We start from the raw sequence: 17,467 nt of genomic DNA on the forward strand, positions 1-17,467 counted from the left end.
CTATTGGTGATTTACAAATTGACTTTTAGTTTAATAAGTCCTTGATGGCCTTGATACTTTCTATGCGTATAATAATTATACTCAAGTAGAACATTGATATTTTTTCTACTCATAAGTATATTACTACCGATATTATATCCAAGCTTAGGTTGTTTTAGTGTAATAATTGTTTCTTGTAATGTTTGTCCTTTAAAAGTCGCTTTTGCATTAACTTTTGTATTTTTATTATTGAAGTGATACTCAATATTACCATACAAACTTGGTGTTAATACTATATTGTTTTTGGTTACTATAGGCTTAAACACTATTTTACCGCCAAGGCTACTTTCAAATAATTGATTTGATTTCTTTTGAATCATGAGATTTTCTATATCTACATTATACTCTTTATAGTTGCTAGCTCTTGAATAATCATATTGAAAACCGATATTAGGAATAAAATGTAAATCGTATTTTGTACGATATTGATAATTTAATAAAGTTTGAAAACTTAAATTATTGTTTTGATATTTTCCAATTATATTATTAATACTTTTAGATCTATTCTTAATATAATTATGACCGTAAGATGTTATAGCCTGCAATGAGAAACCTTTAATTAGTTCTTTTAGACCGTAAATGCTTAAAAGATGACCGTTAACTACTGTTTTCCCTAGTTTTTTATTATATTTAATTTGGGATTCCAAACGGCTATAAGCTATTCCTATAACATCATGACTATTGATGAATTCAGCATCAGTCCCGATAGTTATGCCGGTTGTACGATTTTGATATTTTGGAATATTCTTCCAAGTGCTTTGTTTGTTGATGCCGTATAAGCCGCTAATCCATACCCCTCTGTTTATACTAGTTTCTTCATCACCGGCCCCTATTGCAGTAACCTTTAATCTATCACTTATATTATAGTGAACAGGTTTGTGAAGAGTTGAAGTCGCCTTAACTAATATTGCTACTTTCCCACTAGTATCGCCAGATACCTGTTGTCTCTGTGTCGCCTCATCTTGTTCTGTAATTGCTTCAGTTTTGAATGACACATCGATAGCTTCATCTTCGCTTTCTAAAACTATATCTTTTTTTAATTCTTCGTCAGTGGTGCTATTGCTTTCTTCTAATTCTCCTTCATCAGTTGCATACCCTTCATCGTCTTCATCACTAGATCTTAATGCTAGAAGTGATTTTTTGTCATCTGATGATTTATCATTTTTGCTATCGTTAGAACTCAATAATCTCGGTGATAAAGCGGTTGTTGAATCAGATTGCTCTGACTTTGAATCAGATTGCTCTGACTTTGAATCAGATTGCTCTGACTTTTTATTGCTATCTTCAGGTTGTGTATCATCCTTTGTTGAGGATTCGTCATTTGTAGCTTTGTTTTCTTGTGGGAATAATCGTAATTTTTTCGAATTTAAACGTCCTATTTTCTTTTCATTGTTACTATTTTCTGATTGAATATCACTACCATATTTTTGTTCTAGTTCAGTAGACTCTACTAGTATTTGTTGAACAAATAGAAACAATTCTTTATCTTTTGCTAACTTTGAAAGTTGAGAAGTATAAATATTATGTACTTCTTGCCCTATTTCAGTTCTAGGACCTATAAAATCAGAGTGAGCAGTATTAAATGCCTCTTTTACTGCTTCTTCTGGATATTTTGTCAATTGCTGTGTATAAATATTATGTACTTCTTGCCCTATTTCAGTTCTAGGACCTATAAAATCAGAGTGAGCGGAAGTAAACGCTTCCGTTAATTTTTTGCTAAGTATAATAGTATCTTCAACATATTTAATAAATTCTTTATCTTTTGTTAATTCCAAAAGTTTAGAAGTATAAATATTATGTATTTTTTGTCCTATTTCAGTTCTAGGACCTATAAAGCTAGAGTGCATAGTGTCGACTGCTTCTTGGATTTTTTCAAAATACTTATTATTTTGATGAGCTTTAGATAAATTTTTTGAATGCTCAAATGCTACTGATTCCACTATAGCTTTTTTTAATAAATCGGCATCGGAGTATTTTGCTTTATGTCCTGCTGATTTTTGTCCTGATAAAGTAAATTCTTTATATCTTAAAGCTATATCGGAGCTAAAGTGATAAATTTTTGGAGTTGTTTTAAAAGTAGATGTATTTGTATTGAATTGAGTAATCCCTAAACTTTTTAGATAAGCTAATTCCCAATCTTGTGAATCAGGCAGTGGCGGTGGTGGTGGTGGCATGTTTCCGGTATGGATGGGTTTTTTAGCTTTTTCTTGCGAGCACTCTTTAATAGCTTTTAATATTATAGGCCCCTTTAATTTACTAGCAAGAATGCTTATTTGTTCATTGCTCATGTCTGTAAATGAAGGCAAAGCTGATCTTAATTGATCTAAATTATTATTACCTGTTAGTTTGATAGTAGAAGCTTTTAAAAGCTCTTTTAATAATTCGGGGTCTTTTTCCTTTACTATAGCAATAAACTCATTGTGAGGTAAATTTGCTGTAATTAATTCTTCAAATTTTATTGTGTTTAAAATAGCTGTTCTTAATTTATCAAGTTTATCCTGTGCTTGATCAGAATTAATTATTTTTCTTAAGTTTGTATCTTCTGTTATTAAAAAATTAGCTTGTTGTACTATAGTTAATATATTAGGGTTTGTAATTAACTCGTCGACTCTAGTGCCAAATACATCTTGATTGAAGTGTTTTTCATTAGTATAGGCAAATGCTAATTGTTCAAACAGATTTTGTTTGCTCTGTAACTCTCTAAGCAATTCTGATTTATTGAATTCAAGTTTAATAGGTCTCTTTAATTCTTCAGATATTTTACATGACGATAATAAAATACGTTTTACTGCATCATCAGTGTCTTCATTGAAAAGATTTTTAATTATCTCTTCGCTTGTTATTGTTTTCTTACCATTTACGGTTATATCTTTTATATACTGGTCTTGAACAAGGGTGTTAAAAGCTTCTTTAGCTTTTTCTGCGATTTCAGGGGTTGAAATGCTAAATAAATTTACAAGAGTTTTCTCGTCAGCTCCTTGGTTGGCGTATGATTCTGTTAATATTTGACGTATAACATTTGTAAGATCAGCTTGTCTTTTTATAAGCTGATCTTGTAAATCATTAGCTTTTGTACCTCCTGTTTCAGTTCTATATTCTGCATATAGTTTGGCATAAGCTGTCTCTGGCGTGCTTCTGTCTGTGCTGGTTGCACTAGAGGCTGTAGGTTGAAGTGGTGCTTTTGATTGAACAGTAGTATTGCTAGTAAACTGAATATATAATGAATGTATGTGAGGATATTCTGCTTGTAACTGATTTAAATCAAAATGGTTAGAGTTGCTACTAAAGCCTTGAGAATTGAAGGGAGGTGGTAGGGGTGGCATGCTTCCATTTAGCGGTAGAGGTGGTGGATTCGGAATGCTTCCATTTAGCGGTAGAGGTGGTGGATTCGGAATGCTTCCATTTAGCGGTAGAGGTGGTGGATTCGGAATGCCGCTTTGTGTTTGTTCTAAATTATTTGCATTATTACCTACTGCTAACCCTAAAATTTTATTGGTTTCATTGCTGAGTATGGTACTATCAGATAATATTACTTTAATTACTGAATTTAATGTGTAGTTATTTACTTCTTTGGCTAGTTTAATCATATCGTCTTTAGTTAAACTATCTCTTATTAGCCCTTTATTTTTTAGTTCTATATTTATTTCTTTTACTATTTCTGGTGTTAAAATATAGACACTTTTTACAATATAAGGTTGCATTCTGTTTTTTAACTCTAATTGCAGAGTTAAAAAGTTTTCTACTGAACTCTTATCTTTACTTGCTGCTAGTTTGATAAGATCTAATCGTGCCTTTTCTTCAAATTGACTATTAGATATATTTCGTGTTGCATAGTCTTGAATTCTTTCAGCAAATTTAGTTTTTTCTTCAGAAGAACTATTTTCTAATAATTCTTTTAAAATAGGTCTATTTTTAACGTCAATATTGGTATTGAAATCTAATTGTCCCTTATCATTGCTAAATAATACCCTTTGAATAGTATCATCATTAAAATCACTTAAGATAGTCGTTACTGCTTCTTGTTTATAAATACTATCTACTTGAAGAGTTAATGCTGCTATAGGATCTGTTTTGATAAGATTTTTAAAGTCTTCAATATTTTCTTCTTGTTGTATTATTCTATTTAGATTGTGTTGAGACTGCGTTAAATTACCCTTACTTGCTTTAGTATTAAAGTACTTTTTAAAAGTACTTATAGGATCAAAAAAATATTGTTGTTTCTTTTTTCTACCAGTGAAAATCCCTGAAGATGTTCCTGTATTATTTATATCTTGATTTGGCCTATACTTATGGTCGTTTTGGCTTCCGCTCTTTTTTTGAGAACGTCCGGCAGATGGGTTAGTAGTATCATTGTTGTTTAGCAACTGGTTTGCTGCTATTCCGGCTCTTATTTGGTCTATATAAGAATTTGCTTTTACTATCCCTATCTTAAATTCATTCATTAATTCGTCAGCGTTAGGGATAATATTATTATCTATATAGTACGATTTTTTACCAAGCATCATCTGAGTTGCTATTGATGCGATATAGTTTGTTGCCTCACCTTTATCAGCACCAAATTGCTGCTCTAGCTCTTTTTCTGTAGGAATATGGCTATCTGCTATATATTGTGGCTTTTCTTTGTCCATAACTTTAAGTCTTATTGACTTAATATAGCCGTCTCTATTATCATCACGAAATATACCAAACCTCTTTTTTAACTCTTTTTCTGTAGGAATATGGCTATCTGCTATATATTGTCCCTTTGCGTTTTCCATAATTTCAGTTCTTATTGAAGCAACAAAAGATTCTGCATCATCTTTATTCATGTTAAGAGCAGTCCTTACTTCTTGCATTTCAGGGATAATATCATTATCAACATAATGTTTGTATTTAATAGCTCTGTTTATTGAGCTGATATATAGTTCGATTATTGCTTTTTTGTCTTTTTCTGCACGACGTACCTTTTGATTGTGTTCTACATTATTGTCTATTTTGTTAGGGTCATAACTTATTCCAAGATTTGTTGCTGCTTCTATATCTGTAGGAACTACACCTTGATTAATATATTCTTGTTTTTTTGTATCAAAATCCTGTTGTTTTACTCTTTCGATGTATAATAAAATTTCAGCTCTTGCTTGTCTTGCTTTATGTCTAGTATTATATAAAAAACTTGATAAATCTGTTTCCTTATACTTTATTCCTAGATCATCTTGTGCTTGAGTAAAACTAGGAACTAAATCTGCTTCTTGCCATTTTTTGATTTTTTCATTTGGAGTCAAATCTTTCCAAATATTTTGTTGCTGTGTTGAATTGTGCTTTTCCCATGCCGGGATTTTACTAACTAAATCTTTAAAGCTTGCCGCTCTAGCACTTGTACTTAAAAAGCTACTAGTCAACAAACATGTTGACATGAAAAAAGTTAAAACATATTTTTTTGAGTGGGAATTTTGTAAATTCATTCAAACCTCGATTAGTTATTATTTTTTAAATACAAACGAGGCGAATTATATAATATTTGTTAACCTATGTAAACTATTAATTACTAATTTTTGTTAACCAATGAATTTTCTAGCCAAAATGTGTTTAATATATCACATGCTAATGTATACTCCGAATTTTAAACTTTTTTCAAAAGGAGTATGTAATAATACTTTTGAAAGAAATATACTTTAGTTTTTGGTAAATAAAATATGCAAATTCAATTTCACTTATATAACACTCTTAGCCGTACTAAGGAGGTTTTTAATCCTCAAGATCAAGCTAACGTAAAAATGTATGTATGTGGACCGACTGTTTATGATAATCCTCATATAGGCAATAGTAGGTCGGGAGTAGTATATGATTTACTTTATCGTATAGTTATAAAAATATTCGGTGAGAAGGCAGTAAAATATGTACGTAACATTACGGATGTTGACGATAAAATTATCGATAGAGCTACACTACTTGGTGTTACTATTGATGAGTTGACTGATAAAGTTACGAAAGAGTTTCATAAAAATATGGCATATTTAGGTTGTATGCTACCTAGTATTGAGCCGAAAGCTACAAAGCATATTGATGTAATGATCGCAATAATAGAACGCTTAATAGCAAAAGATCACGCATATATTGCTGATAATCATGTTTATTTTGATGTTTTATCAGCACCAAATTATACGGAATTATCTAACCGCAATTTAGAAGAAATGTTTGAGGGAGTGCATGTAGAAAATAGTAAAACCAAAAAAAATCCACAAGATTTTGTATTATGGAAACCGGCAAAGCAAAATGAATCGGCAAATATGAATTTTGAAAGCCCCTGGGGACTTGGTCGCCCTGGATGGCATATTGAATGTTCAGCCATGAGCTACAAATATTTAGGTGAGAATTTTGATATTCACGGTGGCGGAGCAGATTTAATCTTTCCGCATCATACCAATGAGATTGCTCAAAGTAGATGTGCTTTTCCAAGTTCTACCTATGCTAAATATTGGGTACATAATGGGTTTCTAACGGTTAACGGTGAGAAAATGAGTAAATCTCTTGGTAATTTTATTACCGTAAGGGATTTAATGAATAAACAAATTCAAGGAGAAGTAGTAAGGTTATTTTTATTAAGTAGTCACTATAGGCGTCCTCTTGATTATAATGATAAAGCTATAGAAGATGCTAAGAAAACTTTAGATTATTGGTATAGAGCTATAGAAAATATTAATGTGCAGAAAATAGATTTACCTCATGATTTCATGCAAAGCTTACTTGATGATATAAATACGCCGCTTGCCGTTAAAATCATTAATGACTACGCTAAAGCTGTTTTTATTTCTAAAACTGAAGAAGAAAGGCAGCTTAACGCCTCTGCTATTATTACTTGTGCTAATTTTATTGGTTTACTGAATAAGACTCCACACGAGTGGTTTAATAGCGGTGTGGATAAACTCTATATAAATGAGCTTGTAAATAAGCGTTTGGAAGCAAAAAAACAAAAAAATTGGTTATTAGCCGATCAAATTCGTAACCAGTTATTAGAGGAAAAAATAATTCTAGAAGATCAACCTGATGGTACTACTATTTGGCGAAAAGAATAAAAGCTTGTAAATTACGCAATATGCGTATATAATTATAGGCTTGTAAGTCGTCATTGCGAGGAAATTATGTAATAATTGACGAAGCAATCTCACAGGATATTTGATGAGATTGCCACGCAGCCTACGGCTGCTCGCAATGACGATTATCCAAAACTTAAGTAAAAAATTCACACGTAAGATATATGTTAGTTCATTAGAATGGACATCTTACGGAGGTATAAACTAACAATTAGGAGAATTTAAAAATGTCAAAAATACCATCTGTTAACATTAAAGCATTATTAGATGCGGGCGTGCATTTCGGTCACAAGACCTCACGTTGGAATCCTAAAATGGCATCTTATATATATGGTGAACGTGATGATGTTCATATAATCGATTTAAGACAAAGTGTCGCTTTAATGAGTGTTGCTTTGAATGCAATATATGAAACCGTAAAAAAAGACGGTAAAATATTATTTGTAAGTACTAAAATACAGGCAAGCGATATTATAGCGGAATATGCCGAAAAATGCGGGCAGTATTATGTAAATCATAGATGGCTTGGTGGTATGCTAACTAACTGGAAAACTATTGCGGGTTCAATAGAAAAGCTAAATAAGTTAGACAAAACCTTAGAAAACGAAGAAGCACTTATGGGTTATACTAAAAAAGAGATACTCGATATGAGCCGTAAGAAAGATAAATTACTTCTATCTCTTGCCGGTATTAGAAATCTTAATTCTAAACCTGATCTTCTAGTAGTTATTGACACTAATAAAGAGCATATCGCAATTAATGAAGCGGTAAAGCTTAATGTTCCTATAGTTGCAGTAGTTGATACTAATTCTAATCCTGATAATGTAGATTATCCGATTCCGGGTAATGATGATTCTATAAGATCAATAAGACTTTATTGTAGTTTATTTGCAGATGCGGCATTACAAGGACTTGAAGAATCAATGAAAGCTTCAGGAGTTGATATGGGTGCTATGCAAGAGCATACAGATAAGGCGTTAACTTCTAAAAATGTTTCTAAATTAAAACAAGCTAGAAAATTCTCTAAAACGAAAAATATTGATGAAGAGACAAATACAGAATTTGAGCAAGCATTAAATGATGCCGATGAAAATAAAAATTCTTATAATGCATAAGTGTTGTTGCATGGATCGGCTTTTCCATTGTCATCCCGCGACTTGATCGCGGGATCCAGCTTAAAATACTAATATTAGTATTTTAAATTGTTTTTATGGATCCCAGGAGCAAGCCACGGGGTGACACCGCGGTCGTTCTTCGAGCTACAACCCAAGCCAAATATAATAATTAAGGAGAAAGTAAGGTATGAGTGAAATAAATATAAGTGCTGCAGCGGTTAAAGAATTAAGAGAAAAAACTGGTGCAGGTATGATGGACTGCAAAAAAGCATTAATAGAAACCAGCGGTAATTTTGAAGAAGCTATTGATTTTCTTCGTAAGAAAGGTTTAGCTGCTGCTGCAAAGAAAGCCGGACGCATTGCTTCTGAAGGTTTAACGGCTGCAAAAGTTGATGGGCTTACCGGAGTGGTAATTGAAGTAAATTCCGAAACGGATTTTGTTGCTAGAAATGAGCAGTTTCAGGATCTAGTGAAGGATATTGCAAATCTTGCAGTAATTGCAAAAACTATAGACACGCTAAAAACATTTAAAATGCAAAGCGGTAAATCAGTTGAAGAAGAAATTATAGAAAATATCGCTACAATCGGTGAAAATTTAACATTACGTCGTATGGATATATTAGAGATATCTGAAGGAGCAATCGGTTCATACGTGCATAATGAAGTTGTACCGAATTTAGGAAAAATTTCCGTATTAGTAGGTCTTGCGTCTAACGCAAAAGATAAAGCAAAACTAGAAGCTTTAGCTAAACAAATTGCTGTTCATGTAGCAGGAAATAACCCGCAAAGTATAGATGATTCAAGCTTGGATCAAGCACTCGTAGAGCGTGAGAGAAAAGTATTTTTTGAAAAATCTAAAGAAGAAGGAAAGCCTGATAATATTATAGAAAAAATGGTAGAAGGTAGAATACGTAAATTCTTCTCGGAAGTTGTATTGCTTCAGCAAAATTTCTTATTTGAACCTAAACTTACCGTTGCGGAAGTAATTAAAAATGCTGAAAAAGAACTCGGTGCAGAAATTAAAATCGCCAAATTTATTAGATACGAACTTGGTGAAGGTATAGAACACGAAGAAAAAAACTTTGCCGATGAAGTAGCTGCCATTACGCAAGGTTAATGGGCTTATTTCATAGCTTCAATGTCATTCCCGCGTGGATACCAAATCGTCATTGCAAGCATGTGTTGTTGTGCAGACACAATTCTATCCTGTCATCCCGCGACTTGATCGCGGGATCCAGTAAAAATATAAAAACAACTAGTACTAGTTATTTTTATGAATACCGTGGTCAAACCACGGTATGACACCGAATGCGTTTTTTTATCCACGCAATAATACCTTCCCGTGGTCAATTGAACTAGGTGACAGTAAAAAACTCGTGAATACTCACTCACACCTTTTCAAAGCAAACAAAGGCGAATTTAGGATAAGTGCTTTCTAAACTCGTATTTATAATATCTCTCTAACTACAATCAACTATCTATTAATAAATAATTTTTGGTTTTTTACTTTATAATAAAAGATTTATATTGACTTAATCATAGAAAATCTTACATTAATTGTTATTATTAGTTTAAATGAAGGGCGTTTTATGTCAAGGACAAAAGAGGAATATGCTGCACAAATTTATGCTGTCAAAGAGCATCGTAGGAGACAAGCTAATTATAGTGATAATGATGCCGAATTGCTTGGAGTTATTATAGTATGTGCTGGTTATGCATGTTATAAAGCAGTAGAAGGGGCAGTAAAAGTTACCGTCACAGGAAGTAAAATTATAGAAAACGCCTATAAGATAGGAAGTGGACAAATAGCAGTACTCGGTACTGATGCCGAAAGTAAAATAACTTATATAACAAAGCATCCTTCGTCTCGAGGTAATACGAGTACTCCCACTCAGTCGATGACAACTAATCCTGTAGATCCTTTAGAGCAAACTCCCCCTAATACTCCTACCTCTAAAAGAGAAAAGGCTAAAATATACGGAAAAAAACTGGTAGATAGTACAAAGATTGGAGCTAAAACCCTTTCAAGCGCTTATAAAGTGACAACCGGTACAATAGAAGTCGTCGGTCCAGGAAGTGATTTTAACAGTAACGGTAAGGAAAAATTTATATTTTCTGAACCTACTAAGCGTAAAGTTGTTCAAAAAGAATTTAAAACCGAAAACGGTTATAAGTGCGGTATTGTGTTGGAAGAGACAATTGAAGCTTCCTTAACATTAAGATTAAATAACAAGTGTATAGTTAAGATTAAAGAATTTAGAAGCATGATTGTCCCTGATACTACAGAAGATACAGGAGAAACTTTTGATATTTCGCTAATTTAAAAATATTCTGATGGGGCAAACATGTCTAAAGCAGATCCTGCTTTTTTCAAGATACATTACGATAGAGACGGAAAATTAAATAAGTTATCGTTGCCAAACCCACCTATAATTTTTCATAACCAATGGTATCCGGCCTTAACCGTTTATAAAGGTGAATTATGTTCTTTGCCTATAAGTAGTGGTATTATAGGTATTTGAATAAGAAAATACTAGAAAATAACGGAAGTATAGAAATCAGTCACGTAGATCCTGAATTTACTATAGAGCTTTTAGGAGAATAAGAGTTTTTAGTTAAATTCTATCAAAGAAACTTCGTAATTACTTTTAAATATTCATCTAGGACTTTTTGGTTGTCCTTAACAAATTTTAAAGCATTTTCGCGGTAAGCTGTAAGTTCTAGAGCATTATTAGACCTGAGTAGATATGTTAGTTTAATTAGTAAATCTTCACCGTTTTTGATTTGGATAGCTGCTTCATTTTGCAGTACGCCTTTAGCGATATCGGTGTTTTTGCTCATATCGGGACCGAATATAATACAATTAGAGAAATATGCTGCTTCTAAAATATTATGCCCGCCTTGTTTAAAAGAACCGCCGATAAAAGAAATTGTAGATACAGAAAAAAATAGTCCCATTTCGCCGAACCTATCAACTATATAAAGATCATCGCTTAAAACAGGTAAATCATTTTGCGACTTAGCGGTAGCGGATAAATTATGTGACTTACAATTATCGATAATTGATTTAACTCGCTCAGGATGTCTTGGAATTAAGATAATATAGCAGTCTAAAAACTGCTCTTTTAAGTTTTTGATTATAGGCAAAATCACCTCTTCATCTTCGGGGTGAGTGCTGGCAAATAGCACGACTCGCCTATTGTCTAAATGTAAGCTTAATTTTGATAACTCTTCTTGATTGACCGGAAGTTTTTCGTTGGCAAATTTAATATTGCCTAAATTCACTGCATCTGATACGCCAAGTTCATTAAATTTTTGTAAGTCACGCTCGCTTTGCACGATAATTTTACTGCAATTTTTGAGAATAAGCTGAAAAAAGCTTTTTCTTTTTAGCCAAGCTTTAAACGATTGATCGGAAATACGAGCATTAACTAGTAGTAATTTACACTGCTTTGCTCCCTCATTAATAGTACACGGCCATAATTCCGATTCTATAAAAATGCCTAAATCAGGTTGCCAATTTCTTAAAAATTTTCGAGTAAAAATAATATTATCTATCGGTAAAAATTGGTGAACTGCTATTTTAGGTAATTTGGCAGTTAATATTTTAGCGGAGCTGTTAGTCCAAGAAGTGACTAGAAAACGAACGTCAGGGTAGCGTTTACTTATATTATGTATTAATGTTAAAGCTACCATAGACTCGCCAACGCTTGCTGCATGAATCCATATCAGCCTTCGTGTATAACTTGCTTCTAAAGGTAATTTATACGTCGGTCCTAACCCTTCATCCTCACGTATTAGTGTATACGCTGTGGTTCGCAGTGAAGTGTCTCCTTTAAATTCCTCTTTATTAGCGGACGTTTGCACGAAGTCTAATAAATCGTCTTGTCTGTGTTTGCCAATAGCAAAACGCTCTTGGATACGTCTTATATCTTCTTTACCTATTAATAAACGTATAAGAATTATGATAAAATAAACAGGTAATAATATAAAGCTTAAAGCATAATATAATAACATCATTGCTTTAAACTCTCTGTTAAGCTTGCTAATTGTTTTTCAAGGCTTATATGGTTTTGTATTTTATCATTTGTGAGTTCTAAAGGCAAGCCAACTATGATTTTAATGGTACCAAACGGTAGGGGTATTATTAATTTATCCCAACTTTTTAATCTGAAACATCTAGAAGTGGAGCTGACTATAGTAATAAGTTTTGTGTTATATCTATAGGCAATTTCGGTAATACCGCTATTTACTTTATATACCGGTCCTTTAGGACCGTCCGGCGTGACTATTATATTTGCACCTTGAGATAACTTACCTATAATATTACGTAAAGCTCCAATTGGATTTTTATTAGTAGAACCTACTATCACTCTGCAACCGAATTTTCCTACTAGATCGTTTAAAATTTTTCCGTCTAAATGCGGTGATATTAAAGCATAGAGATTTCTATGTCCTATAAACATAGCCGGACTTAAGGCAAGCATATTATGCCAAAATGCAAAGATTACCCCTTGTTCGTTTAGGAATTTTTCCTTATTGCCGTTATCGTAAAATATAAATTTCTGCTTTGAAGTAAAGTAAACAAAACGCAAATACCAATATAGTAAAATAGTAATTATACTAAGTACGTATTTATTATTTTTTAAAAATTTTTTAAAAACTTTCCGCATTATTTTTTTGTTGGTTTAGGTGGCTTTTTAACTTTTCCGTCATTGCGAGGAAATTACTAAGTAAGTGACGAAGCAGTCTCAGGATATTTGACGAGATTGTCACGCAGCCTATGGCTGCTCGCAATGACGATTTGGTATCCATGCAAAGCCTTAAGCAGGAATGACATCGATTGCTCTCTCAATTCTAATACAAGCTTTTTCTAGCTCTTCCATAGAAGTAGCATAAGAGATTCTAAAATATCCCTCTAAGCCGAAAGCGATACCAGGTACTACGGCAACTTTTGCTTCTTCAAGTAAATATTTGGCAAAATCATTACTATTTGCAATAATTGTTCCTGATTTAGTTTTATGCCCAAATATTTTATCGCATTTAACAAATAAGTAAAACGCTCCTTCCGGCTTATAGCATTCAAAATATTTTACTCTTTTCAAAATTGATAAAGCAAGATCACGCTTTTTTTGAAAATTTAAAGCATTAGGCTTTATATAATCTTGAGGACCGTTTAATGCTTCAATGGCAGCCATTTGACTTATTGAACAAGGGTTTGAAGTACTTTGCGACTGAATAATAGTCATTGCTTTAATCAAAGCTTTAGAGCCTGCACCGTAGCCTATACGCCAACCCGTCATAGAATAAGCTTTAGATACTCCGTTTACGGTAAATATTCTCTTTTTTAAATCAGGTGCTATTTGGGCTAATGTATAAAATTTAAAATCATCAAAAGTAATATGCTCGTAAATATCATCGGACATTACGTTTACATGTGAATATTTTCTTAAAACTTTAGCAATATTTTCTAGTTCTTCAAAATTATAGCTTGCACCTGTTGGATTACTAGGTGAGTTAATAATAAGCCACTTAGTTTTATCCGTAATTGAACGTTCTAAAGCTTCTGCACTTAATTTAAAGTTATTTTCAATTCTGCAATTTACAAAAACAGGTGTTCCTGTGCTAAGTGCAACCATATCAGGATATGAAACCCAATAGGGTGCTGGAATAATTACCTCATCCCCTTGGTCTAAAGATGCCATAAACAAATTATATATAACTTGCTTACCGCCGGTGCTTACTATTATTTCATCAAGTTCATAATCTATATTATTTTCACGTTTGAATTTATCTTTTATTGTTTGCTTTAAAAGAGGCATACCCTCAACGTTAGTATATTTAGTAAAGCCGTCTTTAATCGCTTTAATCGCCGCTTCCTTAATATTGTCAGGCGTATCAAAATCAGGCTCACCAGCACCGAGTGTGATAATATCAACTCCCGCTTTTTTAAGTTCAAGAGTTTTTTTTACGACTGCAAGGGTCGGCGACGGTTTTATAGAACTTAGCCTCGTAGAAATAATTGACATAATTTGAGTCCGTATTAAATGAAAGCTATAGTAAAATCGGTAATTTTAAGAAATAAATATTAATTCTTATAATGAAATCTACAATTATATATTATAATTTGTTTAGTATTGACAGAATATATTAGTCTATGTTCGTGGTTAATTCTACGTGACCATAAACCTGATAATATATGTTTTAAAGGTTCGGGCTTACCTATACCTGTAAACGATGCTTCTTGGATATTTTTTATTAGAAGTTTAATACGTTCATATTTTTTAATATCGTATTTTTTCCAATACACTAAATCCTCCGCTGCTTCTAGTGTCCACTCAATCTCAATCATCTAAATTAACTTTAGCAAACTCCCCTCTTTTTGCTTGTTCGATAGATTTTTTTATTCGATTCGCATTAGCCAGATTAGATAATAAATATAATGTTTCTTTTGTAGATTCATATTCTTCTTCGGTTAAAAGAATAATATTCTTATGATTCTTTCTTTTAATAAGATAAGGGACATGATCGTTTTCTACGGTATTTAGTACAGAGCTTAAGTTTTTTCTAAATGAAGTGCCGCTAATTGAGTTCATGAGCTACCTACTGATGTACATATAACATGTACATCCTAGCTTCAATGCCATTAATTTACAAGTAAAATTATTATTTTATTTAAAAATTTATCAATATATGCTTTATTATAGTAAGTAATATTAATTTAGTAATTAAACTATGCTCGGTAAAATAAAAGACAAAATCAAACATTATTGCTTAACTATAATAAATGTACCGAATTTTATTAAGAATAAAATTTTAGAATTTAAAAATTATATAAGTGATTGTAAATATAAATTCTCTCATTTAACCGAAACTAATTATCAACTTGGACTCGATCATTTATATAGAGGTAATTTAAATGATGCATTACTTAGGTTTAAACTAGTCGATAAATTTTTTAATCCTAATGATTCTAAAGTATATTCTCAACTCGGATGGGTTTATTTTTTAAAAAATAACTACAGGCAAGCTATAGAATATTTAGAAAAATCTAATGAAAAATATAAAACTATATTTATAAATTTTTTGAAAAATTATAAGGATATTATTGAAATACCTCAAGAAGTTTGTGGAAAATATCGTGATTTAACTGCACAATATTATCCTACTATTTTTAATAACGATAAAAATATCCATCTTCCGTATAGGTTTGTTAATGAAGCACTTAAGCAGATATCTGATTTACCGGATAATTACTCTATTTTGGAACTTGGAAGTAATATAGGGCTTGTAGGTTATGAAATACAAAAACGTTTTCCGGAACGTTTTACTTTAACCGGTGTAGAAGTTTCTGCTTTAATGAATAAGTTACAAGAAACATATTATCCGAACACTAAAATTTACGATCAAATATATAATATTGCTATCGATGAATTTTTAAAACAAAACTCTAATAAATTTGATATTATTTTTAGTTTTTGCGGATTATCGTTTACTAACAATTTAATAGAATATTTTAATTTAATATACTCATCTCTTAATAAACAAGGGTATTTTGCTCTTTGTTTACCGAATGCGACGAAGACACAATTTTCAGTAAAACGCAAAGAATTTATTTTTAACTTGAATGAAATAAATAATTTTTTACAAAAAAATAATTTTACTATATTAACTTCGGAAGAAATAATACTAGCGGAAAACAATAAATATAGTATTATTGTTTGTAAGAAAACAGCATAAATCAATGAGAATATTAATTATATTATCCATTATTTTATGTTCATTATCGATAAGAGCTGATCTTGAATATGTTGATAATGACATATATAAATATAATGGTGGAAGCAATGAAAACGGTTGCATGGAAGTTTATGATCCATATGAAAAATTTAACCGTAAAGTGTTTGTATTTAATTCTGTGTTAGATTATATAATATTGCGTCCTTTAGCGATAGGTTATAAGAACATCACGAATGATTACGTAAAAGCACGCGTTAATAGTTTCGTCAGTAATGTCGATACACCGCTTACTGCGGTAAATTACGGGCTTCAGTTAAATTACGATAAAACTATGAAAAGCGTTTGGCGGTTTCTCATTAACACTACGCTTGGCATAGGCGGTTTATTTGACGTGGCAGGTAAAGTAGGTTTGCCGTCTGATCGTCAAACTTTCGGTAGTACCCTCGCACATTATGGAGTTGCCCCAGGTCCTTATTTAGTATTGCCGATAATCGGTAGTACTAACGCAAGAGATATGACGGATTCGGTAATTACTAATTATGCTCTTAATCCATTAATGTACTACACTCATAATGATTTTGACTTAGGAGTACTAGCAGTTAGTAAAATAAACGATCGATATGTTGTATTACCGTTTAGTGATTATGTGATGAAGAATTCTACCGATCCTTATGTGGCTATTAGATCAGCATTACATCGTGCTCGTGAAGCATCGGTTCAATATCCTGAAAATTTTAAATGTCCTAAACCCAAGAATTAATGAAATTAAAGAGGATTATATGCAAAAACTTATTACAGGTTTATTTTTATTAGTGATGACGTTTTCCGCTTATTCTAATGAAAAAGTGCCTGCCGGTTTGAACAGTTACGTTACTAATTTAGTAAATGAAGCTTCTAGTATATTAAACGATAGTAAGTTATCTGAGCGAGTAAAAATTGCTAAAGCACGTGAGTTAATGTCTCAGAACCTAGATTTTGATTGGATGGCTAAATATACATTAGGCAGAAATGGGATAAAAACTTTATCAGGTGGGCAGGTTCAGGAATTCATCAAAGTTTACTCTAAATATGTTACTAAATCTTATACTGATTTGATAAAAGATTATAAAGGCAAACAGCCTAAAATAGTAGGAGTTCGTCCTTTAAGCTCAACCGATTTTATGGTTGCTATGAATATCATTAGTAATAAAGAGCAAGACCCTATTAAAGTAGAATATCTTGTACGTGAAATGAAAGGAAACGGAAAAGACGTTTTTAAAGTTTCTGATATAATTACGGAAGGTGTAAGTCTTATTGGAGCTCAACAAGACGAGTTTACCGATACTTTAAAAAATCAAGGCTTTAAGGCACTAATACAAAAATTAGAAAGTCGTTCTTAAGCTTATTTCACTCTCATCTTAAATCGTCATTGTGAGGAGGTATTGTTGCGTAGACACCTCGTCGTCATTGCGAGGAAATTGCATAGCAATTGACAAAGCAATCTCAGGAGTTTGTTATTATTGT

The 17,467-nt window shown here is 32.1% G+C and carries 14 protein-coding genes; 8 read left to right on the top strand and 6 right to left on the bottom strand.

All coding sequences use genetic code 11. The features are described 5' to 3' along the window. Positions 1-11: 11 nt before the first annotated feature. Positions 12-5,480, bottom strand: a complete 5,469-nt coding sequence (locus RJP_RS00640; RefSeq protein ID WP_014120495.1) for an autotransporter outer membrane beta-barrel domain-containing protein — start codon at positions 5,478-5,480, stop codon at positions 12-14. Between the two features lie 231 nt (positions 5,481-5,711). Here RJP_RS00640 and cysS point away from each other — a divergent pair, with 231 nt between their 5' ends. From cysS to RJP_RS09295, 5 genes are all read left to right on the top strand, one after another. Further along, entirely contained in the window at positions 5,712-7,091 is a 1,380-nt protein-coding gene (gene cysS / locus RJP_RS00645; protein WP_014120496.1) for a cysteine--tRNA ligase, read from the top strand. 245 nt (positions 7,092-7,336) lie between these two features. Continuing rightward, complete coding sequence (gene rpsB / locus RJP_RS00650; protein WP_014120497.1) at positions 7,337-8,224, top strand: 30S ribosomal protein S2; 888 nt, start codon at positions 7,337-7,339, stop codon at positions 8,222-8,224. 187 nt (positions 8,225-8,411) lie between these two features. Then, entirely contained in the window at positions 8,412-9,341 is a 930-nt protein-coding gene (tsf, locus tag RJP_RS00655; protein ID WP_014013831.1) for a translation elongation factor Ts, read from the top strand. Positions 9,342-9,813: 472 nt separating this feature from the next. Further along, positions 9,814-10,548, top strand: coding sequence for a hypothetical protein (locus RJP_RS10115; protein WP_024704440.1), 735 nt, complete (start codon positions 9,814-9,816; stop codon positions 10,546-10,548). Positions 10,549-10,569: 21 nt separating this feature from the next. Next, positions 10,570-10,746, top strand: a complete 177-nt coding sequence (locus RJP_RS09295) for a hypothetical protein (protein WP_158309285.1) — start codon at positions 10,570-10,572, stop codon at positions 10,744-10,746. A 103-nt stretch (positions 10,747-10,849) separates the two neighbouring features. Here the strand turns inward: RJP_RS09295 and waaA are convergent, their stop codons facing one another. From waaA to RJP_RS00685, 5 genes are all read right to left on the bottom strand, one after another. After that, positions 10,850-12,244: a lipid IV(A) 3-deoxy-D-manno-octulosonic acid transferase gene (gene waaA, locus RJP_RS00665; RefSeq protein WP_014120498.1), complete on the bottom strand. Its 1,395-nt coding sequence runs from the start codon at positions 12,242-12,244 to the stop codon at positions 10,850-10,852. Further along, positions 12,241-12,897 carry a lysophospholipid acyltransferase family protein gene (locus RJP_RS00670; protein ID WP_014013835.1) on the bottom strand — a complete coding sequence of 219 codons (657 nt, stop codon included), beginning with the start codon at positions 12,895-12,897 and terminating at the stop codon, positions 12,241-12,243. Before RJP_RS00670 ends, waaA begins: the two co-directional genes overlap by 4 nt. A gap of 150 nt (positions 12,898-13,047) precedes the next feature. Then, positions 13,048-14,253, bottom strand: coding sequence for a pyridoxal phosphate-dependent aminotransferase (locus RJP_RS00675; protein WP_014120499.1), 1,206 nt, complete (start codon positions 14,251-14,253; stop codon positions 13,048-13,050). A gap of 59 nt (positions 14,254-14,312) precedes the next feature. Next, a complete protein-coding gene (locus RJP_RS00680; RefSeq protein WP_014013837.1) occupies positions 14,313-14,576 on the bottom strand; it encodes a Txe/YoeB family addiction module toxin in 264 nt (87 codons plus the stop codon). Then, positions 14,569-14,820 (bottom strand): type II toxin-antitoxin system Phd/YefM family antitoxin, encoded by a 252-nt coding sequence (locus RJP_RS00685; RefSeq protein ID WP_014013838.1) that lies wholly within the window; start codon positions 14,818-14,820, stop codon positions 14,569-14,571. Before RJP_RS00685 ends, RJP_RS00680 begins: the two co-directional genes overlap by 8 nt. 139 nt (positions 14,821-14,959) lie before the next feature. Between RJP_RS00685 and RJP_RS00690 the strand changes: the two genes are divergently transcribed. From RJP_RS00690 to RJP_RS00700, 3 genes are read left to right on the top strand one after another with little or no spacing between them, the layout of a single operon-like run. Further along, on the top strand, positions 14,960-15,964 hold the full coding sequence (locus RJP_RS00690) for a methyltransferase domain-containing protein (RefSeq protein WP_014120500.1): 1,005 nt from the start codon (positions 14,960-14,962) through the stop codon (positions 15,962-15,964). A 4-nt stretch (positions 15,965-15,968) separates the two neighbouring features. Next, entirely contained in the window at positions 15,969-16,724 is a 756-nt protein-coding gene (locus RJP_RS00695) for an MlaA family lipoprotein (RefSeq protein WP_024704441.1), read from the top strand. 19 nt (positions 16,725-16,743) lie between these two features. Further along, positions 16,744-17,343, top strand: coding sequence for an MlaC/ttg2D family ABC transporter substrate-binding protein (locus RJP_RS00700; protein WP_014120502.1), 600 nt, complete (start codon positions 16,744-16,746; stop codon positions 17,341-17,343). Positions 17,344-17,467: the final 124 nt, after the last annotated feature.

Origin of the sequence: Rickettsia japonica YH, assembly GCF_000283595.1 — a bacterium.
Classification (GTDB): domain Bacteria; phylum Pseudomonadota; class Alphaproteobacteria; order Rickettsiales; family Rickettsiaceae; genus Rickettsia; species Rickettsia rickettsii.

Coding starts and splice junctions, on each gene's coding strand:
- RJP_RS00700 (WP_014120502.1), top strand. CDS start 16,744: ATGCAAAAACTTATTACAGGTTTATTTTTATTAGTGATGACGTTTTCC.
- RJP_RS00640 (WP_014120495.1), bottom strand. CDS start 5,480: ATGAATTTACAAAATTCCCACTCAAAAAAATATGTTTTAACTTTTTTC.
- rpsB (WP_014120497.1), top strand. CDS start 7,337: ATGTCAAAAATACCATCTGTTAACATTAAAGCATTATTAGATGCGGGC.
- RJP_RS09295 (WP_158309285.1), top strand. CDS start 10,570: ATGTCTAAAGCAGATCCTGCTTTTTTCAAGATACATTACGATAGAGAC.
- RJP_RS00670 (WP_014013835.1), bottom strand. CDS start 12,897: ATGCGGAAAGTTTTTAAAAAATTTTTAAAAAATAATAAATACGTACTT.
- RJP_RS00675 (WP_014120499.1), bottom strand. CDS start 14,253: ATGTCAATTATTTCTACGAGGCTAAGTTCTATAAAACCGTCGCCGACC.
- RJP_RS00680 (WP_014013837.1), bottom strand. CDS start 14,576: ATGATTGAGATTGAGTGGACACTAGAAGCAGCGGAGGATTTAGTGTAT.
- RJP_RS00685 (WP_014013838.1), bottom strand. CDS start 14,820: ATGAACTCAATTAGCGGCACTTCATTTAGAAAAAACTTAAGCTCTGTA.
- cysS (WP_014120496.1), top strand. CDS start 5,712: ATGCAAATTCAATTTCACTTATATAACACTCTTAGCCGTACTAAGGAG.
- waaA (WP_014120498.1), bottom strand. CDS start 12,244: ATGATGTTATTATATTATGCTTTAAGCTTTATATTATTACCTGTTTAT.
- RJP_RS10115 (WP_024704440.1), top strand. CDS start 9,814: ATGTCAAGGACAAAAGAGGAATATGCTGCACAAATTTATGCTGTCAAA.
- RJP_RS00695 (WP_024704441.1), top strand. CDS start 15,969: ATGAGAATATTAATTATATTATCCATTATTTTATGTTCATTATCGATA.
- tsf (WP_014013831.1), top strand. CDS start 8,412: ATGAGTGAAATAAATATAAGTGCTGCAGCGGTTAAAGAATTAAGAGAA.
- RJP_RS00690 (WP_014120500.1), top strand. CDS start 14,960: ATGCTCGGTAAAATAAAAGACAAAATCAAACATTATTGCTTAACTATA.